Annotated in this window: 18 protein-coding genes; 13 read left to right on the forward strand and 5 right to left on the reverse strand. The window is 53.4% G+C overall.

The window, feature by feature from the left end; all coding sequences use genetic code 11:
* Nucleotides 1-179: 179 nt before the first annotated feature.
* The gene (locus tag OK412_RS23025; protein WP_010256943.1) at nt 180-1253 is read right to left on the reverse strand and encodes a RepB family plasmid replication initiator protein; all 1074 of its coding nucleotides are present in this window, start codon (nt 1251-1253) and stop codon (nt 180-182) included.
* 2079 nt (nt 1254-3332) lie between these two features.
* Between OK412_RS23025 and OK412_RS23030 the strand changes: the two genes are divergently transcribed.
* From OK412_RS23030 to OK412_RS23060, 7 genes are all read left to right on the forward strand, one after another.
* Nucleotides 3333-4535 (forward strand): AAA family ATPase, encoded by a 1203-nt coding sequence (locus OK412_RS23030; protein WP_010256940.1) that lies wholly within the window; start codon nt 3333-3335, stop codon nt 4533-4535.
* Nucleotides 4532-5503, forward strand: a complete 972-nt coding sequence (locus OK412_RS23035; protein WP_010671957.1) for a ParB family protein — start codon at nt 4532-4534, stop codon at nt 5501-5503. Before OK412_RS23030 ends, OK412_RS23035 begins: the two co-directional genes overlap by 4 nt.
* Before the next feature lie 219 nt (nt 5504-5722).
* A complete protein-coding gene (locus OK412_RS23040) occupies nt 5723-6649 on the forward strand; it encodes an aminoimidazole riboside kinase (RefSeq protein ID WP_052271889.1) in 927 nt (308 codons plus the stop codon).
* 157 nt (nt 6650-6806) lie between these two features.
* The gene (locus OK412_RS23045; RefSeq protein WP_052271890.1) at nt 6807-8342 is read left to right on the forward strand and encodes a carbohydrate porin; all 1536 of its coding nucleotides are present in this window, start codon (nt 6807-6809) and stop codon (nt 8340-8342) included.
* 67 nt (nt 8343-8409) lie between these two features.
* Nucleotides 8410-9780, forward strand: coding sequence for a sucrose-specific PTS transporter subunit IIBC (locus OK412_RS23050; protein WP_010256928.1), 1371 nt, complete (start codon nt 8410-8412; stop codon nt 9778-9780).
* Nucleotides 9780-11195 carry a sucrose-6-phosphate hydrolase gene (locus OK412_RS23055; protein ID WP_264353637.1) on the forward strand — a complete coding sequence of 472 codons (1416 nt, stop codon included), beginning with the start codon at nt 9780-9782 and terminating at the stop codon, nt 11193-11195. Before OK412_RS23050 ends, OK412_RS23055 begins: the two co-directional genes overlap by 1 nt.
* Nucleotides 11196-11224: 29 nt before the next feature.
* The gene (locus OK412_RS23060; protein ID WP_039387344.1) at nt 11225-12229 is read left to right on the forward strand and encodes a substrate-binding domain-containing protein; all 1005 of its coding nucleotides are present in this window, start codon (nt 11225-11227) and stop codon (nt 12227-12229) included.
* A gap of 20 nt (nt 12230-12249) precedes the next feature.
* On the opposite strand, the gene OK412_RS23065 is transcribed toward OK412_RS23060, so the two are convergent.
* Both OK412_RS23065 and OK412_RS23070 read right to left on the reverse strand, forming a co-directional pair.
* The gene (locus OK412_RS23065) at nt 12250-13440 is read right to left on the reverse strand and encodes a cytochrome P450 (RefSeq protein WP_264353638.1); all 1191 of its coding nucleotides are present in this window, start codon (nt 13438-13440) and stop codon (nt 12250-12252) included.
* 22 nt (nt 13441-13462) lie between these two features.
* A complete protein-coding gene (locus tag OK412_RS23070; RefSeq protein WP_264353639.1) occupies nt 13463-14008 on the reverse strand; it encodes a chorismate mutase in 546 nt (181 codons plus the stop codon).
* Between the two features lie 382 nt (nt 14009-14390).
* Between OK412_RS23070 and OK412_RS23075 the strand changes: the two genes are divergently transcribed.
* The gene (locus tag OK412_RS23075; RefSeq protein WP_010256916.1) at nt 14391-14636 is read left to right on the forward strand and encodes a hypothetical protein; all 246 of its coding nucleotides are present in this window, start codon (nt 14391-14393) and stop codon (nt 14634-14636) included.
* A gap of 1 nt (nt 14637) precedes the next feature.
* Here OK412_RS23075 and OK412_RS23080 read toward each other — a convergent pair whose 3' ends face one another.
* On the reverse strand, nt 14638-15549 hold the full coding sequence (locus tag OK412_RS23080) for a GNAT family N-acetyltransferase (protein ID WP_187511485.1): 912 nt from the start codon (nt 15547-15549) through the stop codon (nt 14638-14640).
* 518 nt (nt 15550-16067) lie between these two features.
* Here OK412_RS23080 and OK412_RS23085 point away from each other — a divergent pair.
* Both OK412_RS23085 and OK412_RS23090 read left to right on the forward strand, forming a co-directional pair.
* Nucleotides 16068-16241 carry a hypothetical protein gene (locus OK412_RS23085; RefSeq protein ID WP_010256913.1) on the forward strand — a complete coding sequence of 58 codons (174 nt, stop codon included), beginning with the start codon at nt 16068-16070 and terminating at the stop codon, nt 16239-16241.
* A 398-nt stretch (nt 16242-16639) separates the two neighbouring features.
* On the forward strand, nt 16640-18223 hold the full coding sequence (locus tag OK412_RS23090) for a diguanylate cyclase (RefSeq protein WP_052271896.1): 1584 nt from the start codon (nt 16640-16642) through the stop codon (nt 18221-18223).
* Nucleotides 18224-18247: 24 nt separating this feature from the next.
* Here the strand turns inward: OK412_RS23090 and OK412_RS23095 are convergent, their stop codons facing one another.
* A complete protein-coding gene (locus OK412_RS23095) occupies nt 18248-20029 on the reverse strand; it encodes a GGDEF and EAL domain-containing protein (RefSeq protein ID WP_029519494.1) in 1782 nt (593 codons plus the stop codon).
* Nucleotides 20030-20375: 346 nt separating this feature from the next.
* On the opposite strand from OK412_RS23095, the gene OK412_RS23100 reads away from it, so the two are divergent.
* From OK412_RS23100 to OK412_RS23110, 3 genes are all read left to right on the forward strand, one after another.
* Nucleotides 20376-21809 carry a methyl-accepting chemotaxis protein gene (locus OK412_RS23100; RefSeq protein ID WP_122460004.1) on the forward strand — a complete coding sequence of 478 codons (1434 nt, stop codon included), beginning with the start codon at nt 20376-20378 and terminating at the stop codon, nt 21807-21809.
* Nucleotides 21810-22170: 361 nt separating this feature from the next.
* Complete coding sequence (locus OK412_RS23105; RefSeq protein ID WP_010256895.1) at nt 22171-22410, forward strand: hypothetical protein; 240 nt, start codon at nt 22171-22173, stop codon at nt 22408-22410.
* 405 nt (nt 22411-22815) lie between these two features.
* Nucleotides 22816-24957: a putative bifunctional diguanylate cyclase/phosphodiesterase gene (locus OK412_RS23110; protein ID WP_111534844.1), complete on the forward strand. Its 2142-nt coding sequence runs from the start codon at nt 22816-22818 to the stop codon at nt 24955-24957.
* Nucleotides 24958-25008: the final 51 nt, after the last annotated feature.

Genomic DNA, 25008 nt, shown 5'->3' on the forward strand with positions numbered 1-25008 from the left:
TGCCGATGGAGAGTGATGAATAGCGCGATTAGCCCTGTTCAGACAGGCGTTACGTATGTTGCTGTCGTGCTGGTAACCACTATAGTGAGTAACGTTACTCGCTACAGTGGTTATTGCGTTTCAGCCCGGCGTTCCCGATAAGAGATTGAAAGCGGAGTAGCATGCTAGCAGAAAGCGTGTCATTGCTTCTTCTGCTTCCTGATTTTGTTCAGTAGCTCTTTTTCTTCACGCGAGACCATCACCAGCTCACTGCTATCCTCTTCAATCACCGGTTCAGGCAGGCTGACGTCAATTACGTCGGAATCGATATCAAGATCGTCAAACTCATCCATCTCATCATCGATCAGGCCTGACTTACTGAGCGGCAGTTCGGCCGGGCGCAGCTTAGGATGACGATAATGAACCCAGAAGTAGACTGATGAGCCACGTCGGGTTTCGGTGTAGTCGAGATAGCCGATCTCTTTTAACTGCTCCATGGCCTTTCTGACGGTGGCATTCTGGGTAATCACACGCGATGTCAGGTTAAGTCTTGCGCGCAGACGCGCCATAGATATCGGCGCAGGCTTCGGCGGAAGGCTTTCAATGAAGGTGTAGAGCGCTTGAGCAGACTCTTTGCGTGCCAGCTCATTGATGGCTTTAAGCTGCAGCAGAACCTTTCTGTCGAACTGATACAGCTCAAAGATCTTGGGATCGGCCTGCAGCGTTACCGTGTCCTTCTTGATGCTGTATTTCGCAGACTGCACCAGGTGCGTCGTGTAGTTCTCTCCGCCCTTGCTGGTAAAAGTCAGGGTGTTAGAGGCAATACGCGTCAGCGAAGCATCCAGACGGCTCCTGAGCTTCGAGGAGAGACGCACTGAGGGTATGCCGCATAGTTTGGCAAATTCAACGAAAGAGAGCGTTACCGTGTCTCCCAGACACTCATGCGTAGCGAATGCACGAATGATCCCGACCCAGGTTTTGAAATCATTATCCATATCCAGGCGGGCACCCAGAATCTTAATGTTGTCATAGCCTTCTGACCTGACCAGGGATAACTGTTTAAGATCCTGGGTCACATCCATGGCGTTCATCTGGTTTTTCTGACTGCGCGCTGTGGATTTTAACGTCGGAACAAATAAACCGAGTCGCATCAATGCTACCGGCTGGACGGTGTTGTTACTGTTGGGGGTAAGAGTAACAACTTCACCTGTACGTTTATCTGTTTCGCTAAACGCATCAGCTATGTTCAGGATATCTGGTTCTTTTCTTGGCATTAGGAAGATCCGTGATGTGAACAGGCGAGAGCCGCTGTTACTCGATACAGTGGATACTATCACTCACTACAGCGGTTAATCTACTTACCATAGTGGTTATTTCTCTCGATATAGTGGTTGTTTTACTCGTTATAGTGGTTAGCGACCCGGCTTTAACGTAGTCATACCGTGGCCTGAGGCGGTGCTGGGATCTTTAAGGAACTTAATAAGGATCTTAAATGGATCTGTTATTGGATCTATTCAGTGGATAACCTGAGAAAACTAACTGAAAAAGAGTCGAGCCACCGCCCTCCCCCTTTACTGGATCTCCCTCTTTCATCGCAAGCACTCTGGAAAAAGCCGTCATCTACACATAATCAGGGTTATGCACACCGATTCAGACCACTTACTCGCTATAGTGGTTGTTGAGTACTCGCCAGCGCGGTTGCTTTTCTCGCTATAGTGGTTGTTATACTCGTTATAGTGGTTATTCTTCTCGCTACAGTGGTTACTGACCCCCTTCCAGGCCTTGTGTCACAAGGCTTCAGACGCTGCAGGGATCTATTAAGGATCTCAATTTGATCTATTGAGGATCGACCAATTGGATCTGGCCTGTGGATAACGGGGATAAAACACACAAAACAAAGAATTAGCTGAGAGTCCCAGTCAGAAGTGATTTTCACCTTCAGTTCTGAATGTGCGGTTTATCAGAAGCACGACTGAGAAGGTCTTTTACTGCTAAAACGATCTAACGCTGATCATAGGTAAGACTGGAATGTTGCATACACCTATAACCATTAAATCTTTAGGGTTATAAGTTTAAATCAGGCCTCAGAAAATCGGTCAGTGAAAATACAGAAAACTCACCATGATGTTAATCGCCTATCTATTTGATAAATAATGGATTATTTTTTATTTTCATGATGAAAACACCATAAGATTCTTACTTTACGTAATATCTTTGTTTTGTCAGTACTCAGAATCTGTCATACATACTAAAAAGGCACTTAAAATAACTTTCCCGGAAGAAGTTAATAAGGCACCAGTGAAGGAACAACAGGAACAACAGGAAGAACAGGAAGAACAGGAAGAACAGGAAGAACAGGAAGAACGACAGTAAGAAAAATGCGTTCGGCATAATAACTTAAACTAATAAATAGGCTTAGCGTGAATGAAGTAATTTCAGGAATGTAAGAATGATATGAAGATGAAAAGATTGTATCGGGAGCTGAATCAAGCACAGTAGAGCGTTAATTCTGACTGTCCGGCATAGCTACATTATGGTGACTTGCCCCAATTAATATTGCTCTAAGCCTTGCCGCATTAAGCCTGTTCTCTACTCCTACTCCTACTCATGCTCTTAAATCGGCAGTCTTAACTCTTCGATGATTTTGATTCGTGACATCACATAATGATGAAGGGAATTAAATCCCTCTCTTTTCTGGATTAAGCCTTGCAATAAAAACCCTATGCGGAAAACGCCTGACATTATGTTGACAGGCAGCAACACAGATTATGAACGATACATAATGACAAGGCATAAAAGGTATAGATTTGGAAGCAGTGATCTTAAGTTAGCAATGATAACGGTAACGATTACTTGCGCAATTTACCGTTATGCCTACTCCTTCAGGTTCAAAAGCACTGTAATAGCTTCTGAGTAAAACTCTACGTCAGCAGTAAATGTTGAGTGAAAGTGCATTAATCCTGGAAATTTTTCACCAGGCTATTTCACGCTTAATTAAATGATTTATAATAACTTTTATTGAATTTTCATGCTGAAAACACCATTAAAAAAACACGAAAACAATTTAACGAGCAACCTGCAGACTGGCAGATGATTTATCAGAATCGGAATGCACCGCTCCGAATCATTAGTCCTTAAAATATTCGTTTAATGTCGCCATTTTAAGTTATCTGTCTCAACCAGCCTGTAAGACAAAAAAGCAGAGCGATTCACTTTCCAGTGATTCACAAAAGTAATGCTGCTTGCATCTCACCATCGCGGAGAAAAAATCCAGGTTTTTGGCATTTTTCTAAAAAATTGGCAGATATGTGCTTTTTGTGTAGTATGCAAAAAACATTAACGCAGAGGGGCTTATGAAGCGTGATTATGGTGGAGTGCTGGAAATGGCCACACGTGCCAATTCCATGTTACATGGACTGAGTAACCATATTGAGCAGCAGCGTCAGGAATTTAACCAGACCGGTTTTTACCAGACCTTCTCCCGGAATGCTGTCGCCAACATGCCATTGCTGAGTAAGCATGCTGTTGTCGCCGCAATTGGTGATATGGAAGCAGCAGGTTATCAGTTTGGGAAAAAACAGACCGGCAGCACCTCACAATATGCCCTGACTATCCAGAATGTGGTCGACATCTATCAGCATCGTAAAGTACCGAAATATCGCGATCGGCACGATGGCCCCTTTGTCGTATTCGTTGTCAGCCTCAAAGGTGGTGTCTCAAAAACAGTGAGCACAGTCACGCTGGCCCACGGTATGCGTGCACATCCTTCTATGTTACATAATGACCTGCGTATTCTGGTTATCGACCTGGATCCACAGGCATCAAGCACGATGTTCCTGAGCCATACCAACAGTGTCGGTTCAGTTCTGGAGACGGCAGCGCAGGCGATGCTGAACGATCTGGATGCAGACCAGCTTCGTAAGCAATTCATTAAACCTACTGTCATGCCCGGCGTTGATGTGATCCCAGCTTCTATCGACGATGGTTTTGTTGCAAGCGACTGGGAAGAGCTGGTTGCTGAGCATCTGCCAGGCGTTGCGCCTTCGGAAGTATTACGGCGCAACGTGATTGATCGTCTGGCGGGTGACTACGATTTTATCTTCCTTGATACCGGACCTCACCTTGATTCATTCATGCTGAATGCAATTGCGGCCAGTGATGTATTGCTGACGCCGACACCTCCGGCACAGGTCGATTTCCACTCCACCATGAAGTATCTGACGCGTCTGCCGGAAATGCTGGAGCGTATTGAGTCCGAAGGCATTGAGCCACGGCTTAAAGCCAATATCGGCTTTATGTCCAAAATGACCTCTAAACACGATCATCTGACTTCGCAAAGCTATGCCCGGGAAGTGTTTACCAAATCGATGCTGGACTGCAGCCTGCCGCGGCTGGATGGATTTGAGCGCTGCGGTGAATCCTTTGATACGGTGATCAGTGCCAATCCCTCCTCTTATCCGGGCAGTGCGGACGCTCTGCGCAAAGCTAAATATGAAGCCGAGCAGTTCTCAAGGGCTGTGTTTGACCGCATTGAATATATCAGGAGTACCCTGTGAGCAAACCTATACAGCGCATCGGGCGCAAGTTTGGTGATTCTGCTATCGCAAACATGATCGACAGCAGCAGCCAGTCGCGCACATTTACGCTGAAGTCGGGCGCGAAGGCCACCTTTGTGCGCCAGCTAATCCTGCATGATGATATTGAAACCAGAACCAGCGTTGACCCAAAAATCAACGGACGTGACCAGAGCACGCTGACGCCGGAATCGCTTCAGGAGATCACCCGTACTATTACGCTGCAGCAATTTTTTCCGGCTATTGGTCGTGTCAACGGTGACCGGATTGAAATCATGGATGGTTCGCGCCGCCGCGCCGCATGCATTCTTTCCGGTGCCAGTCTGGAAGTACTGGTCACCGCTGATGAACTGAGCCTTAGTGATGCGCGTCAGCTGGCTGCGGACATTCAGACAGCAAAAGAGCATAACCTGCGTGAATTAGGCCTGCGCTTTATGCTGATGAACGAAAATGGCATGAGCAAAACAGAGATTGCTAAAGCAGAAGGCATCTCAAACGCAAAGGTCTCACGTGCGTTCCAGGCCGCAGCCGTACCCGCTGAATTTATTGAACTCTTTCCGGTCGTATCAGAGCTGACACTTCAGGATTACCAGCTACTGCTCGATGTCTGGGAAGAGGCGAAAGCGGAAGCGGTTGATGTCACCGCGCTGGTCAGCGATATTAAGCAAACGCTTAAAGCTGATGATTCCCTGCTAAGCGCCAATGCGGATGAGAAGAAGAGCGCGATTCTTAACGGCTTTAAAAGCGCCCGTCGTCAGTTAAAAAAACCTGCACCCGTCAGCAAGACGGTGACGGAAAAGCTGGCTACCTTTACCACAGCTAATACCTATGCGCGTCGTAAAACTAATGATGAGAAGCGGACTGTGCAGTATGAATTCAGCCGTCTGCCAAAAGAGATTGCTGAACAGATCGACGCGTCAATCAGACAAATACTCTCCACATTAAAATAATCCTCTTTACGTTTTTGATACCAGAACCGGCCTCTGTGCCGGTTTTTTAATTCTTTCCTCCACCGGCCTCCCGACAGTGCAATCCGCATCTTATCTCTTCGCCTGATAACGACTTCTGTTAATTACGCATCATTTCCGCAGGGTAATGCTTGAACTCAGCACGGTTTATCGCTATAGCTAAAACGGTTTAGCTATCAGGTTTAATCAGAGGAGTTTTTTATGTCTGTACGCGTATGGTGCCTCGGGGATGCCGTGGTTGATTTGCTTCCCGAAATGCCGGGTCGCCTGATGCAGTGTCCGGGTGGGGCGCCCGCCAATGTCGCCGTTGGAGTTGCCCGTCTGCAGGGAAACAGCGCTTTTATCGGGCGGGTAGGGGATGATCCCTTTGGTGAGTTTATGCGGCAAACGCTCATTGAAGAGAAGGTTGATACCCGCTACATGATCGCTGATACGCAGCACCGCACTTCAACCGTGGTGGTCGGATTGGATGACCATGGCGAACGTTCCTTTACCTTTATGGTGAGGCCGAGTGCTGACCTGTTTCTTGAGGTGCAAGACCTGCCCGTATTCCGGCACGGGGAGTGGCTGCACTGCTGTTCGATTGCCTTATCAGCTGAACCTTCACGCACGGCGACCCTGACTGCCATGGAGCAGATCCGGGCAGCAGGCGGGCATGTCTGTTTCGATTTAAATCTGCGTCATGACCTCTGGCCCGATCCGGAACTGCTGCATGCGGTGGTGAACGAGGCGCTGAGCCATGCGGACGTGGTTAAACTGTCCGACGAGGAACTCAATTTTCTCTGTCCGGATCAGGAACCGGCTATCACCATGCCGCAGCTGGCAGTGCGATTCAGCATAAAATTATTGCTGGTCACGCGGGGCAGGGAAGGTGTGATCGCCTGCTATCAGGGCCAGCTATACCACTATGCTACTTCGCCCGTGGCCAGCATCGACACCACGGGCGCAGGTGATGCCTTCGTGGCCGGATTACTATGGGGGCTGGCTAAGTCGGGTCTTCCTGCCGATGAATCGCAGCTGGCCATCTGCCTTACCAGTGCACAACGCTGCGGTGCACTGGCAACCACGGCTAAAGGGGCCATGACAGCACTTCCGCGGCTCCACCAGCTGGACGACCTGCCAGGCTGATTATCTTATTGCCCCTGTTTTGGGAGCTATCTCACAATCACTAAACCGGTTTAGCAATTTTCATTGCGCAGGGAAATTACCCGTGGCTATGATTTGCGCCTAAACCGGTTTAGCAAAAAATCCGGTGATGATAGCCTCTCTTCAGGGACATAAAAAAATGAAAAAAAGCACGTTAGCAGTGAGTCTCTCAACGATATTACTTTCCACATCAGTCTGGGCCGACTCCAGTATGAGCAGCATTGAAGCACGCCTTGCGGCCATGGAGCAGCGACTGCAGGCAGCCGAGCAGCGAGCGAATGCAGCGGAAACCCGCGCACAGGTCGCGGAGAAACAGGCACAGATGGCTGAGAAGCAGGCACAGCAGCTGGCTGCCGTGCAACAACAGACCCAAAACTCCACCGCTGAGGTCGCGCAGCGCACCGCGAAACTGGAACAAAAATCAGCCGATGAAGGTGGCTTCGAGTTCCACGGTTATGCCCGTTCAGGATTGCTGATGAACAGCTCGGCCGCCAAAACTCAGGGTGGCCCGACCGTTACCCCTGCCGGGGAAACCGGCGGTCACGTTGGTCGCCTTGGTAATGAACCGGATACCTACGTTGAGCTCAACCTTGAACATAAACAGACGCTGGACAACGGCGCGACCACCCGTTTCAAAGCGATGCTGGCCGATGGACAGCGCACCTACAACGACTGGACAGCCGCCAGCAGCGATCTCAACCTGCGTCAGGCGTTTGTCGAGCTCGGGCAGCTTCCCACCTTCAGCGGCGCATTCGATAACGCCACGGTCTGGGCCGGTAAGCGTTTTGATCGCGATAACTTTGATATTCACTGGATCGACTCCGATGTGGTGTTCCTTGCCGGTACCGGTGCCGGTATTTACGACATGAAATGGAGCGATCAGGCGCGCAGTAACATTTCCCTTTATGGTCGTACCTTTGGCGACATTGAAAACAATGAAAACACTGCGCAGAACTACATCCTGTCGCTGAATAACTTTGTCGGGCCGGTACAGCTGATGGTCAGCGGTATGCGGGCAAAGGATAACGACGATCGCCGTGACATCGACGGCCTCAGAGTCAAAAGCGATGCGGCAGAAACCGGCGTACATGCGCTGCTTGGCCTGCATAACGACAGCTTTTATGGGCTGAGAGAAGGCACGTCGAAAACTGCACTGCTCTATGGTCATGGACTGGGCGCAGAGGTGAAGTCGATTGGTTCTGATGGCGCACTGTTGCCGGAAGCGGACACCTGGCGTCTGGCGAGTTACGGTATTACCCCGCTGGGCGGTGGCTGGCACATTGCACCTGCTTTACTGGCTCAGCGTAGTGACGATCGTTACGTCAAAGGTGACAGCTATGACTGGGCGACAGTCAACCTGCGGCTGATTCAGGAAATCACCCAGAACTTTGAGATGCAGTATGAAGGCTCTTATCAGTACATGGATCTGCGTCCCCAAGGCTACAACAACCGTAATGCGGTCAGCGGCAGCTTTACCAAATTCACCGTTGCGCCAACCCTGAAAGCCGGTGATGTCGGTGATTTCCTCAAACGTCCGGAAATTCGTCTCTTTGCAACCTGGATGAACTGGGATCACCGGCTGGATAACTATGCCAGTGACGACGCTTTCGGCAGTAAAGGATTCGATGCCGGTGGCGAATGGAACTTCGGCGTACAGATGGAAACCTGGTTCTGACCGGGCGGCCCCGGATGCCGGGGCCAGAGATCAGGATGGATAAAAACATAACAATATTGAGGTGTGTATGGACTATGTAAAAATATCGCGGGCATTGCTGCCCCTGCTGGGTGGTAAAGAGAACATCGCCAGCGCTGCTCACTGTGCCACCCGGCTGCGGCTGGTGCTGGCCGATGATGAAAAAGCGGATACCACCGCGATTGGCCGGATTGAGGGCGTTAAAGGCTGCTTCCGCAATGCGGGCCAGCTTCAGGTTATCTTCGGCACCGGCGTGGTGAACAAGGTCTACGCTGCCTTTATCGCCGAGGCGGGCATCAGTGAATCGAGCAAATCTGAGGCCGCTGATATAGCCGCACGTAAGCTCAACCCTTTCCAGCGCATCGCTCGCCTGTTGTCGAACATCTTTGTGCCGATCATTCCGGCGATTGTGGCATCAGGTCTGCTGATGGGCCTGCTGGGGATGGTCAAAACTTACGGCTGGGTCAATCCGGAAAATGCGCTCTACATCATGCTGGATATGTGCAGCTCGGCGGCCTTTATTATCCTGCCGATCCTGATTGGCTTTACGGCTGCCCGCGAGTTTGGTGGTAACCCGTTTCTTGGTGCGACGCTGGGCGGCATTCTCACTCATCCGGCGCTGACCAACGCCTGGGGCGTCGCCGCCGGTTTCCACACCATGAACTTCTTCGGCATTGAAGTGGCGATGATTGGCTATCAGGGCACGGTGTTCCCGGTGCTGCTGGCGGTCTGGTTTATGAGCATGCTGGAAAAGCAGCTGCGTCGGGTTATCCCGGATGCGCTGGATCTGATCCTGACCCCGTTCCTGACGGTGATTATCTCCGGCTTTATTGCGCTGCTGATTATCGGTCCGGCGGGTCGTATGCTGGGTGATGGCATCTCCTTTATTCTCAGTACGCTGATTGCGCACGCCGGCTGGCTGGCAGGACTGGTGTTTGGTGGACTCTATTCGGTGATTGTGATTACTGGCGTCCATCACAGCTTTCACGCTATCGAAGCCGGACTGCTGGGCAATCCTTCCATCGGCGTGAACTTCCTGTTGCCTATCTGGGCGATGGCGAACGTGGCTCAGGGCGGTGCCTGTCTGGCCGTATGGTTTAAAACCCGCGATGCGAAGATCAAAGCGATTTCGCTGCCTTCAGCGTTTTCCGCGCTACTGGGGATTACCGAGGCGGCTATCTTTGGTATTAACCTGCGCTTTATGAAACCCTTTATAGCGGGTCTGGTGGGCGGCGCGCTCGGTGGTGCCTGGGTGGTGTCGGTCCATGTTTATATGACTGCGGTCGGACTGACCGGTTTGCCGGGCATGGCGATTGTCCAGGCTGGCTCTCTGCTCAACTATGTCATCGGCATCGCCATCGCGTTCACCACTGCGTTTGTGATCTCTTACCTGCTTAAATACAAAACGGATTCTGAATAATGGCCTCATCAACACGTCTTGCCGCCATTCTGCAGGCGGTGATGCAGGGTATGCCAAAGGCGCTCAGCGACAGCCACTACCCTGGCTGGCATCTGGCACCGGTAACCGGTCTGCTAAACGATCCCAACGGCTTTATCCATTTCGACGGTGAATATCATCTCTTCTATCAGTGGAACGCCCTGGAGTGCGCGCATCAGCAAAAATGCTGGGGACACTGGCGCTCAGCCGATCTGCTGCACTGGCAACATCAGCCCATCGCCCTGATGCCGGACGAGGAGTATGACCGCAGCGGTTGTTACTCGGGCAGTGCGGTAGAGGATAACGGTGTACTGACGCTGATCTACACCGGCAATGTGAAGTTTGATGATGGTTCGCGCACCGCGTGGCAGTGTCTGGCGCAGCAGAACAGCGCCGGCGGTTTTGACAAACTCGGTCCGGTTATCGCCGTGCCGGAGGGCTACACCGGCCACGTTCGCGATCCCAAAGTGTGGCGTCATGAAGATTACTGGTACATGGTGCTGGCCGCGCAGAATACCCAGCTGCAGGGCAGGGTGCTGCTGTTGCGTTCTGATAATCTGCGCGAATGGCAGAATCTCGGCGAGATTGCAGGCAGCGAACTGGGCGGGCTGGACGCCGCTGGCTACATGTGGGAGTGCCCGGATATGTTCACCCTCGGCAACAGCACGTATCTGATCTGCTGTCCGCAGGGTGTTGTGCCTGAAGAGAAACGCTACCTGAACAGTCACGCCTGCGCCTGGCTCAGTGGCTCGCTGGATTATCAGCAGCCTGCCTACCTGCATGGCCCGCTGAACGAAATGGATGCCGGGTTTGAATTCTATGCACCACAAACCACGCTGACCGCTGACGGCCGGCGTCTGCTGGTGGGCTGGATGGGAACGCCAGACGGTGAAGAGATGGCCCAGCCAACCGTGGCGCATCACTGGATCCATCAGATGACCTGTCTGCGCGAGCTGAGCTCCCGCAATGGCCGGCTCTGTCAGCAGCCGATTGCAGAACTGCAGGCGCTGCGGGAGAGGGAGCTGCATTATCAGGGCCGCGCCGATGACGCGCCGCCGATTGCCGCGCAGCGGCTGGAGCTTGAGCTTGAGCTGGAGAGCTTGGGCGATATAGAACTCAATTTCGCCGATACGCTGATCCTGACGTGGCAGCAGAATGAACTGCGGCTTGCCCGTCGCAGCCTGGTATCGGGTCAATGGACCTATCGTTACTGGACAGGGGCTGCACGCCGGTTGCAGATCCTGTGTGACCACTCCAGCGTTGAGATCTTCATCAACGACGGGGAAGGGGTGATGAGCAGCCGTTATTTTCCGGACCACCCGGCGATGCTAACCCTGCGCGGTCGCGCAGAACTGCAGGCCCGCTACTGGTCGTTACGTCGCTGCATGGTAGAATAAGCCCTTGTTTCACTAACCGATGCCTTGCCGTGAGAAAAACAAAACGCGTTACCATCAGTGACATCGCTGGGCTGGCTGGGGTTTCTAAAGCCACTGCCAGCCTGGTGCTCAACGGCCGTGGCGAAGAGTTACGGGTGGCGAAGGAGACGCGTGAGCGGGTTCTGACACTGGCCCGGGAACACCATTATCAGCCCAGCATACACGCCCGTATGCTACATGACGCCCGCAGTCATACGCTGGGGCTGGTGGTGCCGGAGATCACCAACCACGGTTTTGCGGCCTTTTCCCATGCGCTGGAAAATCTCTGTCGCGCCGCCGGTCTGCAACTGTTGATCTCCTGCACCGATGAAAATGCCGGTCAGGAGATGGCCGTGGTCAATAACCTGGTGGCGCGTCAGGTCGACGGGTTGATTGTCGCCTCCAGTATGCTGAGCGACAGCGACTATGTCAGCCTCAGCGAACAGTTGCCGGTGCTGCTGTTTGACCGCCACATGAATAACACCAGGCTGCCCTGGGTCATCACCGACTCTGTGACGCCCACCGCTGAGCTGGTCGAAAAGCTGGCGCGCACCTGTCCGGAGGAGATCTACTTTCTTGGCGGACAGTCTGACCTCTCCCCGACCCAGGATCGTCTGACGGGATTCAAAGAGGGGCTGATGCGGGCGGGTGTGACGCTGCGGCCGGAGTGGATAATTCAGGGTAACTACCATCCCGGCAGTGGCTATGAGATGTTTGCCGCGCTCTGTCGCAGGCTGGGACGCCCCCCTAAAGCGATGTTCACCGCCGCCTGCGGTCTGCTGGAGGGAGTACTGCGCTACATGAGCGAGCATAACCTGCTGACCAGCGACATCCGCATTGCCAGTTTCGATGATCACTATCTCTATGATTCACTCTCCATTCCGATCGACACGGTTGAGCAGAATGTCCCGGCACTCGCGCAGGCCTGCTTTTCTATGCTGACCACCATGATCGCTGGTGAGGATCCCGCTGACAGTCAGCTTATCCTGCCCGCCACGCTGCGGCTGCGCGGTTAACCGCCGGGCGTTGCAGTGCTTTACCATTCGACCGGCAGGGCGCTGACGCCACGCAGATTGGCTCTGTGGTTGCGGCGAACGCCGGCGGTCACGGGCCGCATCTCTGGCAATCGGGTCAGTAATACTTCCAGCGCCACCTCCATTTCTGCCAGTGCCAGCCGGTAGCCCATACAGTGATGTATACCGCCACCGAATGCCAGACAGCGCCCCTCATGCCGCCGGACATTCAGCCGTTCCGGAGAGGTAAATACCAGCGGGTCGTGATTGGCTGCACCAAGGCTAAGGAAGAAGCGGGTTCCGGGCGGGATGAGCTCTCCTGCCAGCTCAATCTCTTCCAGAGTCGTGCGGTAAAGCATCTGGACCGAACTGTCGTAGCGCAGACATTCCTCTATGGCATCGGGTATCAGCGCATGATTCTGTTTCAGGCTCGCAAGTTCCTGCGGATGAGCATGCAGGGCCAGAATGGTGTTGCACAGCATGTTTGACGTAGTTTCATGACCGGCAAGAAACAGCAGTATCACATTGGCGATGATCTCATCGTGATCCAGCCGGTCGCCATCACTGCCGCTACGCAGAAAAAGCGACACCAGATCACTGGCGGTGCTATCACGTCGGGATACGATCACGGCACTGAAGTAACTTTCCAGTACGGCAAAAGCTTCAGCGGCTTTCAGCAAATCTGGCTGACTGATTTGAGGATCGAAAACCCTGACCAGCGCAGAGGTAAGGCGACCCAGTTCTGGTGCATCAGATTCTGAAACATCCAGCATCCGGCAGATAATGCGCACCGGTAGCGGAAAAGCGAATGCCTGAGCCAGATCGCAGGCACGACGCCCTTCCAGTTCATCAACCAGTTCATTGGCTATCGTCAGCGCCATCTCCCGAAGAGATTTAATCTCCCGGGCGCTGAACGCCTTCATAACCAGTCCTCTTAACCGGTTATGATCGGGTGGGTTCAGCACCAGAAACATTCTGCTGATACCTTGAAACAGCGGCAGTCCGGCTGCATCATCACCAAATCTTACTCTGACACTTTCCATATAATTTTTACCGACCCGCCGGTCGTTCAGCAGGGCGTCCACCACGGCGTGACTGCCGCTGATGATGATCTTATCTCCGGCAGGGATAAGCGATCCCTGCTGATGCAGTTTTCGATAAAGGGGAAAGGGATTGTCAGAGTAGTCGGGGTCCATGAGTTCATGAAGCTGCATAGCGTTCTCCGCTGATAGAGGATTAGTGCTGGCGCTGAATGCGGGAGAGGGAAGCGAACAGGCTGTTTTTATCACTCTCACTGAGGTGAGGTGCCGTGAGGTGTGACATCAGAAATTCTTTGTCCTCCTGCGAGAAGGCGCCGGTCATCAGCCGCTGGCTGATCGCCGTCAGGAGCTGGGTATCCAGCTGTTGTATCTGCTGTCTGGTCTCGGCCAGATCCCTGACAGGAACAGCGCTGTCTGGTGCTGAGAGCCAGTCAGCCCGATAGCGATACTGGATCGCCTTGCTGGCGTTCATCAAAGCGTGAACAAACGGCTCCACGGAGTGGGGTTCAAGCCCGGCCTGTTGTGCGTTTTGCAGCATGTTATCCAGCACCACCTGTTCCCGTGGCAGATCCTCAATAGGTAAATGATGCAGTGCTTTATAACCCGCCACCGCTTTCATCACCTGCATCCGTTCGTTGAGCGAGGTAGAAAGCGCCCCAAGAGAGACGGATGAGACTGTACCTGCAAAAACGTTACTGCACATAAACAGTGAAGAGAAAAAAATTGCCACAAAGTGAGTCATTTGCCTGCTCCATAAATGAAAACTGGCACTAATTTATGCATGAAAAAATAACTATGTGTGATTATTTTGTTTTCAAAATGTGAATCACAAGGCGGGTCAGTGAAATGAGAACAGGTCATTAATTTTAAAGTTATTTTTTATCTTTATGGTCATTAAAAATTCACATTAATTTGCAATGCTGGCGGGTTGATTGGATATGACGTTTGAATGGATTCCCCCCTGATGCAGGTGGCGTTGCGCCATTTACGTCATCTCTGTGATGCCAGAATGAGTTTACGAGGCATGCCGGGTAGTGCGCACAGGAAAGCGCCATGCCGATCAGGGTTCAGGTATAATATGTTCCGCGAGTGTGGCCGTTTTTTAGCAGCAAAACGAGGTAGGTATGTCTGTATCCGAAGCTACTACCGGTGGTAAAAGTGTCGCGGCGTTAGTTGAGAGCCTGGAAAAACAGGCGGCAAAACGTTCAGACGCGAACTGGCACGAAGGTCTGAAAAGCAGCACCAAAATCGCACTGGAAAAAATTAATGGTGCGTTTGCTGCAAAATGGATCAGCGCAGACGAGAGCCTGAGCCTTAAGCAGCGCGTTTACAGTGTGCAGGATAAGTTGATTGAGCTGGCTTTATGGTGATTTAAATTGCCTGTCGGCCGGCTCGTAAATCGGCAGGGGTAAAAAACTGATATTTCAGCACGCAGCGTCGCCCGGCATTTTGCGCGCTGCGCAGTGAAGGGGTGTTACCGGGCAGAATGGTACCGGTCAGCAGTGCCTTCTCACCATAATGATGATGAAGCTGCTGCAGCAAACGCTGCTGAGCGCGCGCGGCGAGTCCACGGCCCTGATAAGCGGGCATAATCACCTCATCCATAATCTGAAACCCCTCAATAAAGGTCAGTCGCCGGGGGACACAAATCATCAGCCCTGCCACTATGCCCTGCCAGATAATCAGAAACACATGTCCCGCGGCGATATCCTCCCGTAATTCCTGCCTGCTGGTTGCCAGTAACTGATCGCGCAGATGCGGCAGCGTGTGCCAGCTGGCACGATAGGCGCGGTTAATCGCCGTGATACAGGCGGGATAATCTTTCCGGCAGGCTGTCACCAGTGAAATATCTTCGTCGACAGGAACAGAGAGTGAAGCCAGGTCGCTGAGGAAAAGCAGTTGATCTGTTATACCGATGTCAGGATAAGTCGCAGGCAACAGGATGCGCAGCTTCAGAGGTTTCAGCGGCTGCCATGCCTGCATAATGGCGCTAGCGACCCTGTAATCGATGATGCCGTCACGCGCAACAACCTCAATAAAGGGCTGTGCAGGATCGCCACCCAGATAGCGCGGCCCGGTGAGATAACGCTGGCCGTTTATCGTCAGTTCTCGCTGCAAAAAGGCGTGCTGGGGCAGACCGGTTTCACGCCATGGAAAGGCGGCAGAAAAATGGTGATCGTGGCATCGTGTCTGCTGCTGCGCCAGCCAGCTGGCAAGCCAGTCGCTGAGACGTTCAGATGAGACAGGAACAGTACGGTAGAGCGACACCATATAATCCAGCATAAGATTCCTTATTGCCCGCCGTCAGTGATCTCCTGCCTCGCTCCGCGATACATCTGTACCGTTACCGGATTGCAGATGAGGCTGATGAGAGTGTAAACGATGTGCTCTGTTTATGACCATCTCAACCTCTCAGCCAGCACCATTACATCCCCTCTGCATGACGGCTCTGGACCTGCCAGACGGTGCAATGCTGACAATGTGAGCAGGTATACGTCATCTTCTGCGATCGCTTATCGTCGCCACCCTCTGAGCTGCATTAAACATGGGTTACGATCTATTCGGGTCTGGCTGGATTTCGTATACATGGTCAAATTAATTGATGAAATAAGGCAGGGTTGCCCAAAAATTTAAATGGGAAATAGATGCGAAATTTTTACGTAAATAATACGAAATCAGATAATCGGCAGCCGATAAATGGATTATGATAAAGAGGATTTTCAATAATTATAAAATGTCCGATCTTTTTAACACCCGGGGGTTACATGGTTCATATTGATTTATGCACCCAGGAGGGCGTGATGAAAGCTTATGCTTTTCAGACGCCGATGCAGGCAATGACCCTGCTGGAAAAAATTAAAAATGATGAATTTCAGTGGTTTAATCTGGAGTGGGAAGGGCGCCGCTATACCTGTCCGCATCATTTTATTAAAAGGCTCAGCAGCCGCTCTTATATTAAATCGTTCTGGCGTTAAATTCGCTTAAAAGATAAGGCTGATGCACAATTACTTATTATTGATGCAGGTTTTATTTAACTGTTCTACGCATATTTTTAACGTAATGATAAACGGGGCAGAGCCTGCCCCGTTATTTTCAGCGACCATATGGCGTTGTTATCACGGTCAGCGGTAATAATAGTGCGTCATCTGCACAGATACCGGCCTGCTCAGTATCATTATTACCGCTTAATCATTTTCTGCTGTTGCTTATCAGGGCTATCGAAACGCTAAACAATCCTTTATGCAGGGCTGGACGGTTGTGTGCTGCGCCCGGCAATGCGCCGTGATCCTGTGTAAATCATCTTCTGTTCGGCCCTTGACGTGAAACGTCTACTGTTACACTCAGATGACACTTAATCCGGATCCCGACTGCAATGCCCCATGAAAAAATGCGCCTTCGCTCGCTGCTGACTTTGCTTTCCATCGGGGGCGTCATTCTGACCTCCGGTCTGCTGCTGAGTGCGCTGCTGCTCTTTCAGAAGGCCAACATCGAAGACAGTCTGCTTGAAGGGAACATTGCCTATGCCCGCAAGCTGGCTGATACCACCGATCGTTACCTGGCGACAGCACAACGTGAACTGGCCTGGAGTGCGTCGCAGATCAAGGAGCTTAGCGATATTAAACGACTGGAAGGAGAGAGCGATCGCCTGCGAATGCAGTCGGGCTTTTTCAACTCGGTGGTGGTGGTAAATCATGATGCCATTATTGCAGCAACCTCACCTGATAGTCTGAATCTCATTGGCGTGAAGCTGCACTCACTTGCCAGCCTGCAGGCCATAGCGACCCAAAAGCCTTTTATCTCTGCTCCTTTTACCTCTGCGGCCGGTAACTATGTGGTGTTTTTATCACAACCTCTGTTCAGCGAAGATGGCCGCTATCTGGGCTACATTGGCGGGACTATTTATCTCAAGAAACAGAGCATGCTGAGCGAAATCCTGAGCCAGCATTTCTATTCTAATGGTTCAACGGTCAGCGTGGTCAGCAATGAAGGGCTGATTATTTTCAGTCATGACGCGGCGCGCGTCGGAACAAAGATGCTGCTGAGTCTGGCACTGCAGAAACGGCTCGCCACGACAGAAAGCGGGCATTTCACGCTGGAGAGTGAGGGACAGCACTATCTGACTGGCTATGGCACACTGCATAAAACCGGCTGGAACGTTTTTATTACCGGCACCTCTGAAACGGTCAGGCATATTCTGATGCGCACGGCAGAAAGCGCCGTCTGGTTCGTTCTGGGCATTATTGCCGTAACAGCGGCCATTATTGCCTTTATGGCCGGTCGAATCGCCTCTCCACTGGAAAAGCTGGCGGACAGAGTGCGCGATGGCGGCAGCGAAGCCCAGGCGGAATCTCTCGCCACGGTCAAAACCTGGTATTACGAGGCTGATCGGCTCAAAGAAGCCGTGCAGGCGCATCGGCACGCCGTTGCGGGTCATCTTGCCGCGCTAAACGATGAAGCGATGACCGATCCGCTGACCGGGCTCTGCAACCGACGCGGATTTTCGGCGCTGGCGGCGCAGTCAGACAGTGAGCATGAACAGTGTGCCATCGCCATTGATATTGACCATTTTAAGAAGATAAACGACTGGTACGGGCATGACGCGGGCGATGCGGTTCTGGTGAGCCTGGCAGCGTTGCTGCGTCAGGCTTGTCGTACCGGCGATATCGTCAGCCGGTTTGGCGGCGAGGAGTTTATTCTGTTGCTGCCGCATACCACGCTGGCTGATGCCGTCCGCACCGCGGAGCGCATCCGTGAGACCGTCAGCGCCACCACCTTTCCGTTTGCCGGAACGATGACCATCTCAGCCGGGGTGGCTTTGCGGAGCGATCAGGATAGCGATCGCGACTCTCTGCTGCGGCGTGCCGATGAAGCGCTTTACGAAGCAAAAGCCGCCGGACGTAATACCGTCATCATTGCCGGAGCTGAGGGGTCCAGCGTGTCTGGGTCGGCCGGGTAAGATTCCGGGGTGGGTGGGACAGGCTCAGCACTTACTGCGTAATCGCCAGCCGAGCCACTCATCCAGTGCCGCTTCCGGCAGCGGCCTGGAGTAGAAAAAGCCCTGCGCCTGGTCGCAGCCGAACTCGGTCAGCGCCGTAACGGTTTCCGCATTCTCCACGCCCTCAGCCAGCACCATATAATCGAGATCTTTAAGCATCGCAATAATACTGCGGGCGATGACGCGCGATGCGGTGTCAGATGAAATTTCGCTGATCAGTGAACGGTCCAGCTTGATCACATCCAGCGGAATGCGCCGCAGATAACTGATGTTGCTGTAGCCGGTACCAAAGTCATCCAGTGAAATACCGAATCCACGAAGTTTCAGCATCTCAAGCCCCCGCATTGCGGTCGCGCTCTCCAGAATCCGTTCCGTCTCCAGACACTCAATGCCCAGCAGCGAAACCGGGAGCTTCGCTCTGATCATCTGCTCTTCCAGCTCGTCGGCAAAACCGTCACGTGAAAAATCGCTGCTGCTGACGTTAATGGTGATGGGCAACTGAATATAGCTGTTGCGCAGCCGGGAGAGCCGGGCGATTGCGTGCTCTGTCACCCAGGTGGTCAGTTCGCTGAGCAGCTCGGTTTGCACGGCAAAGGGTAAAAACTGTGCAGGAGACAGTTCGCCGCGCTGCGGATGCTGCCAGCGGATCAGGGCCTCCAGGCCAATTGGCTTGCCGCTGTGCAGACAGATTTTAGGCTGATACGCCAGCCATAATCCCTTATCCTGGCGTATCGCGATGGCCAGGTCATGCATCAGGGTGAAGTCCTGCGTATGGCGCGTATCAGTGGCCTCACTGAAAGGCATCGAGGCCACGTCGCGTGTGATGGCCTCGTGCAGCGCGCTGACCGCACGCCGCAGGATCTCCTGGGCAGGCATCTCCCCGGTATTGAAACTCGCCTCACCGGTGTGGGTCATCAGTGCAACCGACAGCCCATCGCCGAGATCCGCGCTGATCCCGGCCAGCTTGTTTGCCACCCAGTTGGCAGTGAGTCTGCTCTCCTGACGTGTCAGCAGGGCAAAGCGCCCGGTGGCTACGGTGTAGAGCATCTCTCCTGGCGCAGGCCTCAGGCGCAGCGGCAGCAGTGTCGCCACATCTTTCAACAGGCTTTCAACCGGTCCCATGCCCATTGAGCGCGCAAGCTCGTAGGCGCGCGGCATATCGATACAGTCAATCAGCACCAGCCGCCGTGGCGTGGTGTCACCGGAGGCGGCAAGAAACTGCAGGTCGCGAATCAGACGCTGGCGGTTGGGCAGACCGGTTACCGGGTCGGCAAAGCCAGCCGAGTACCAGGCCTCAAGAAATGACATCACCAGTGCCGCCAGCATCTTCAGCATGGCGACCTGATCCGCATTAAAGGGATGAGGCGCGGTGTCAGTCACGCACAGCGTACCCAGTATCAGACCTGTGCTGCTTTTAAGCGGTACGCCGGCATAAAAGCGGATAAAAGGCGCGCCAACAATCAGCGGATGCTCAGCAAAGCGGGTATCCAGCAACGTATCGGGTACTACCACGGTGCTGTCACTGTCCACTGCATGCCGGCAGAGCGAGTCCTGCCGGGAGGATTGAGTGAGTGTGAAATTTTGCGCAGCCTTAACATGCTGCATCTCATCATCCAGTACGGAGATAAAGCTGCCGGGTATACCGAGTGCCTGGCTGGCCAGCCGGACGAACTGTCGCAACACATCGTCACGACTTTCGTCGTTACTGCGCAGCGCGTGCAGGGTTCGCGTGCGGCAATCGTCGCCGCCGCTGAGACTCATAAGCATGGATTCCTCCGCACCGGCTGGTTACGGCGCGAAATTAAACAGAAAAATTGAAGGGTATGATGTCATGACTACAGGCAAATTCTGCAAAAAGAAAGAGTCATGACCATTTATTTTTTATCCCACTGCACGGCATTGCTGGTCAGAATAGCAAATCACTTTTCTTTAACGAAATATTTTAGTAATCACGATTCTATTATTTTGTCGTTAAAAACTTTTAATTTCTTAAATATCCTGCCAGTATACAGAGTATAAACATAGTGCACTATATAATAACGCACTAAAGTAGATGACATAATTTATTTTTGTTTAATTTTAACTACACCAATGACAACATCGGGGAAACCTCATGAATTCACTCAGGCATTTCACTATCCGCCGCGTTGTGCTGTGGATGATGATCGTCTCACTGGGCATCGTCGTGCTGGCCGGTGGCTACAGCAGCCAGGTCGTGCGCGATATCTTTCGTCAAACCGATCGTTCAGCCGTTCTGACGCAGCAGCTGAGCTTTCTGGCGCACAGCGCTATCGTCATGCAGAGCGGTACGCCAGCCGATAAAAACGCGCTCGTCGCCTCAACCCCGGCCGATGCTGACTGGGATAACGTCCGCGCGGCACTTACGACAACCCCCTCAGAATACGCAACGGTTGCACGTGCGCAGCTGGACAAGGTGACGCAGCAGCTGGCCCGGAATCAGGCACCCCTGAAGGCTGACCGGCATCGGCTTGAGGGCGTATTGCTGGCAGCACTGCTGGCGGCAGTGGCGTTGCTGCTGTTTTGTGACCGCTATCTGGTCGTCCATCTGGTGCGTCCGGTAGGTAAAATTCGCGGTCATTTAAAAATTATTGCCGATGGTGATCTGACGCGCGAGCCGGAAGATCTGGGGCGCAACTGTGTCGGACAACTTGTGCCGCTGGTCAAAGAGATGCAGCACAGTCTGTTGCAGACGGTCAGCGCTATCCGTGACAACGCAGCCATTCTTCATCGTGAAGCGGGGGACATTGCTGCGGGTAACGCCGATCTCTCCGACCGGACATCCACTCAGGCTGCTGCGCTGGAGCAGACCGCAGCCAGCATGGAGGAGATTACCGTCACCGTGCGTCACAATGCACAGAATGCCCGCGAGGCACGTGAACTGGCTGCCAGCACCACGGATACGACTCAGCAGGGCGTGGAACTGGTTCAGTTGGTATCGGCAGCCATCACCAGCATCGCTCAGGGATCAGAAAAAATCCGGCAGTTCACCACCACTATTAATGGTATTGCGTTTCAGACCAACATTCTGGCGTTAAACGCCGCTGTAGAAGCCGCCCGTGCGGGCGAACAGGGCCGCGGCTTCGCGGTGGTCGCCAGTGAGGTGCGTTCACTGGCACAGCGAAGTGCTGCTGCCTCTAAAGAGATCGAAGAGCTGATTGCCGATACCGTGGCACGCGTTGACGATGGACGGCGGGCGGCTGAGAGCGCAGGAACCACCATGGAAGCCGTGCTGCGCGGCGTCGGCGGCGTGAATGAACTAATCGGACAGATTGCGCTGGCTTCGGATGAACAGAGTAAAGGGATTGCCCAGGTCACGGTCGCCGTTGCAGAACTTGACCGCGTAACGCAGCAGAATGCGACGCTGGTTCAGCAGGTTTCGGCGACAGCAGACAGTCTCAGTGGACAGACTGAAACGCTGGGCAGCGTGATTACGCGCTTTACCCTGCCGCATCACCCTCTTGCCGTAGAGCCTAAACGCGTCACGCCTGATGAAAAAGGCGGCTGGGCAACGTTTGCGCGGGCATAGCCTGAACGTATTTTTTCTGAACTGTAGATAATGTCTGTCCGGCACGGAATAACGATTAATATTCACTCTTTTTAAAAGAGGGATGAAACGGTCATTTTTTGTGACTGTGATTGACGTTGATCATCATTCGATCAACGCCACCATTCAGAATGGCAATTACTATTCTCAGCGGTGCAAAAATTATCCGGGCAGCGATTTAAATATAATTCAGGTTATTTTCTCTGTTTTTACTGGTGCGTTACGCTTTCCTGATAAGTGTAAAACGCCGGGTTGTTAAAACTTAACTCAAATTTATGTTTTGGCCGCAGGCGTGTACTTCCGCCCGGCCATCTCGCCGGGGCACCGTATGCGGAGCGTTTATATGGGAAATCAGATTTTACAGCGGCCTGTCGCCGTCCAGCACAACGTGCGTGAGCTGCGCCTTGCGGCCGGTCTCTCTCAGGAGATTGCAGCCGAGCGTTTCGATCTTAGCCAGCGTGTCTGGCAGACGAAAGAAGCATCGAAAAATCCTGCGCTGCTCAGTCAGGGAGAGTATGAACTGCTGATGCTGCTCGCCGGAGAGCATCCGCACTATCAACTGGTACCAAAGCTGAAAAAGTAAGGCGTTCATCCTCTGTTTTCTCTTAAGTAAAATCATGTCGGGCCGATATAGAGAGCTAAGCGAGGCGCATTACCGCCTGTCTGATATGCTCTGGCCAGATAATCCTGGGCGGTCCGCCGCACTCTCTCTGGCAGGCATAACGTGTTAACTGATGCCTCGCTGTCTGCGGTGTCAGCTTTATCGGACTCAGTGCGGCAACCTGTTGCTGCCGGGTTTACTGACGGGCCTTTCTTCCGGCAACGGATCGGCAGCGAACTCTGCGCGTTCTGTCTGATTGAACGTGTCCTCTTTATGCTGTGTCAGGCCAGCCACAGCAGATAACATCAGAGGAGAGTTACGCTGAAACGTCCAGTTTATCATGATGCCGAGGCGGCTCGCCTCGACGCACTTAAGCAGTATCATCTGATGGATTCACCGCCGACCGATGCGCTGGATCGCCTCACTACGCTTGCCGCACGGCTGTTTCGGGTGCCGGTCGCTTTTGTCTCGCTTATCGACGAAAAGCGGCAGTTCTTCGCCTCCCGGTACGGTTTAAATATTTCAGGTACGGCACGCAACGTCGCCTTCTGCCACCATACGCTGGCGCAGGGCGATATCCTCTGCGTGCCCGATACGCTGAAAGATCCGCGCTTCCGCGACAGTCCGCTGGTTCACGGCTACCCCTTTATCCGCTTTTACGCGGGGATCCCGCTTTCGACCCCGGATGGGCATCATATTGGCACGGTCTGCCTGACCGACAGCCATCCTCGTGAGCCGTTAACTGCAGAGGATCGAAAGCATCTGAACGATATTGCTGCACTGGTGATGGATCGCATGGAGATGCATCGTCTGGAGTTATTGCGCTACACCAGCCAGCAGCGACTCGAGGCGATCTCATCTACTTCGCCTGACGCCATTGTCTGCACTGACCTTCGGCGTGGCATAACCTTCTGGAACCCGGCCGCCACCGCGCTGTTCGGCTACAGCGCAGAGGAGATGCGCGGCCAGTATATCAGTGAGCTGATCCCTGCTCGCTGTCAGACTGACTACCGTAATGAACTGGTCCGGATTACCTCTGACGAAGCAGCTATCTCGCACCCACGCTCTTTGCAGATATGGGGTGTCACGCGTGAAGGTCGTGAATTTCCGGCAGAGGTCTCTTTTTCGGGCTGGCGTGAAGAGGGCGAACGGCTGGTGGGCATGATCATCCGCGATGTCACGGCCCGCTATGAGAGTGAGGCGCGGCTCTGTGAGCTGGCCTCACTGGATATGCTGACACGTCTCGCCAGCCGCAGCGCGTTTATGGATCAGGTCGGCCAGCTGACCAGGGCGGGCGTCCCCTATACGTTACTGATGACCGATCTCGATGGTTTTAAAGAGGTTAACGATACGCTGGGGCATGCTGCAGGCGATGCGTTATTGTGCCACGTTGCCGAACAGATTCGTGCGGTGTGCGCCAGTGCCGTGACGGCTGCGCGCCTGGGCGGTGATGAATTTGTGATCCTGTTAGCGGGCGGCAGCGCAGAGGCGGCGATCACGGCGGAGAAACTGATTGCGGCCGTTCAGACGCCGTTCCGCTATCACGACTCACCGGTGGTGGTCGGTGCCAGCACCGGCATCGCCTCCTATCCGGAGCACGGCAGGGATCCCTCTTCGGTGATGTCCGCCGCTGATCTGGCGCTCTATCGCGCCAAAGCGTCGGGTAAAGGCTGCAGCATGCTGTTTATGCCCGCGTTTCGTGAAGCGGAGCAGCAGCGCCGCCGCTTTGAGCGCGAACTGGAAACGGCGGTGCGGCAGCAGCAGTTCACTCTTTACTATCAGCCCCGCTACGACGTTGAAAGCGGAAAGCTTATTGGCTGCGAGACACTGGTACGCTGGCAGCATCCGACGCGCGGGCTGCTGTTGCCGGCTGAATTTATCGGCATGCTGGTTAAAAGTCCGCTTTCAGTCACGCTGGGTGAATGGATCATCCGCAGTGCTCTGGCACAGGTCCGGCAGTGGCAGGTTCGCTCTCCTCAGCTTCGCGTCAGCATTAACCTGTTTCCGCGCCAGCTTGCAGGGAACAGCCTGGAGACGGTAATACGTGAGAGTGCCGGAGGCGATGCCGGTTTTGTTGAGCTGGAAGTGGATGAGCCACTGCTGGCCGTGCTGATGCAGGATATGCCGGTTCAGGTTGACGCCGTACGCCGAACGGGAGCTTCGTTCGTTATCGATCATTACGGGCGTACGCTGGGGGCGATTAACCTGCTGCGCTACAGTGTTGTGACGGGTTTTAAAATCGATAAGTCGATGACGCACGAGCTGGGTTCCAGCATGCGGGTGCGTATGATGTTCCGGGCCATTACCGCGCTCGGCAAAAGCCTGGGTATCCGGGTGGCCGCCGAAGGAGTGGAAGATAAAGAGCAGATCGCTTTTGTTACAGCCGCCGGATGCGACATTATGCAGGGCAATGGCCTGTGCCAGCCACTGACGCCGGCGGACTTTGAGGCGATGCTGTGCGGAGAGGAGCACTGTGCGCCCGCTATCGCTATCGCTATCGCCAGCGGTTATGACGTTACGCCACGCTAATCGGTCTGATTGTGGCGAACGGAGCGGAGGATGCCCGACGCTGATGGTCTG

Origin of the sequence: Pantoea sp. JV6 (assembly GCF_025910055.1) — a bacterium.
Lineage (GTDB): Bacteria > Pseudomonadota > Gammaproteobacteria > Enterobacterales > Enterobacteriaceae > Pantoea > Pantoea agglomerans.

Bases quoted from the DNA above. Each gene is read 5' to 3' on its own strand.
- OK412_RS23080 (WP_187511485.1), bottom strand. From the start codon at position 15,549: ATGCTGGATTATATGGTGTCGCTCTACCGTACTGTTCCTGTCTCATCT.
- OK412_RS23095 (WP_029519494.1), bottom strand. From the start codon at position 20,029: ATGCTTATGAGTCTCAGCGGCGGCGACGATTGCCGCACGCGAACCCTG.
- OK412_RS23040 (WP_052271889.1), top strand. From the start codon at position 5,723: ATGTCTGTACGCGTATGGTGCCTCGGGGATGCCGTGGTTGATTTGCTT.
- OK412_RS23045 (WP_052271890.1), top strand. From the start codon at position 6,807: ATGAAAAAAAGCACGTTAGCAGTGAGTCTCTCAACGATATTACTTTCC.
- OK412_RS23030 (WP_010256940.1), top strand. From the start codon at position 3,333: ATGAAGCGTGATTATGGTGGAGTGCTGGAAATGGCCACACGTGCCAAT.
- OK412_RS23065 (WP_264353638.1), bottom strand. From the start codon at position 13,440: ATGCAGCTTCATGAACTCATGGACCCCGACTACTCTGACAATCCCTTT.
- OK412_RS23105 (WP_010256895.1), top strand. From the start codon at position 22,171: ATGGGAAATCAGATTTTACAGCGGCCTGTCGCCGTCCAGCACAACGTG.
- OK412_RS23050 (WP_010256928.1), top strand. From the start codon at position 8,410: ATGGACTATGTAAAAATATCGCGGGCATTGCTGCCCCTGCTGGGTGGT.
- OK412_RS23070 (WP_264353639.1), bottom strand. From the start codon at position 14,008: ATGACTCACTTTGTGGCAATTTTTTTCTCTTCACTGTTTATGTGCAGT.
- OK412_RS23090 (WP_052271896.1), top strand. From the start codon at position 16,640: ATGCCCCATGAAAAAATGCGCCTTCGCTCGCTGCTGACTTTGCTTTCC.
- OK412_RS23075 (WP_010256916.1), top strand. From the start codon at position 14,391: ATGTCTGTATCCGAAGCTACTACCGGTGGTAAAAGTGTCGCGGCGTTA.
- OK412_RS23110 (WP_111534844.1), top strand. From the start codon at position 22,816: ATGGATTCACCGCCGACCGATGCGCTGGATCGCCTCACTACGCTTGCC.
- OK412_RS23085 (WP_010256913.1), top strand. From the start codon at position 16,068: ATGAAAGCTTATGCTTTTCAGACGCCGATGCAGGCAATGACCCTGCTG.
- OK412_RS23100 (WP_122460004.1), top strand. From the start codon at position 20,376: ATGAATTCACTCAGGCATTTCACTATCCGCCGCGTTGTGCTGTGGATG.
- OK412_RS23025 (WP_010256943.1), bottom strand. From the start codon at position 1,253: ATGCCAAGAAAAGAACCAGATATCCTGAACATAGCTGATGCGTTTAGC.
- OK412_RS23055 (WP_264353637.1), top strand. From the start codon at position 9,780: ATGGCCTCATCAACACGTCTTGCCGCCATTCTGCAGGCGGTGATGCAG.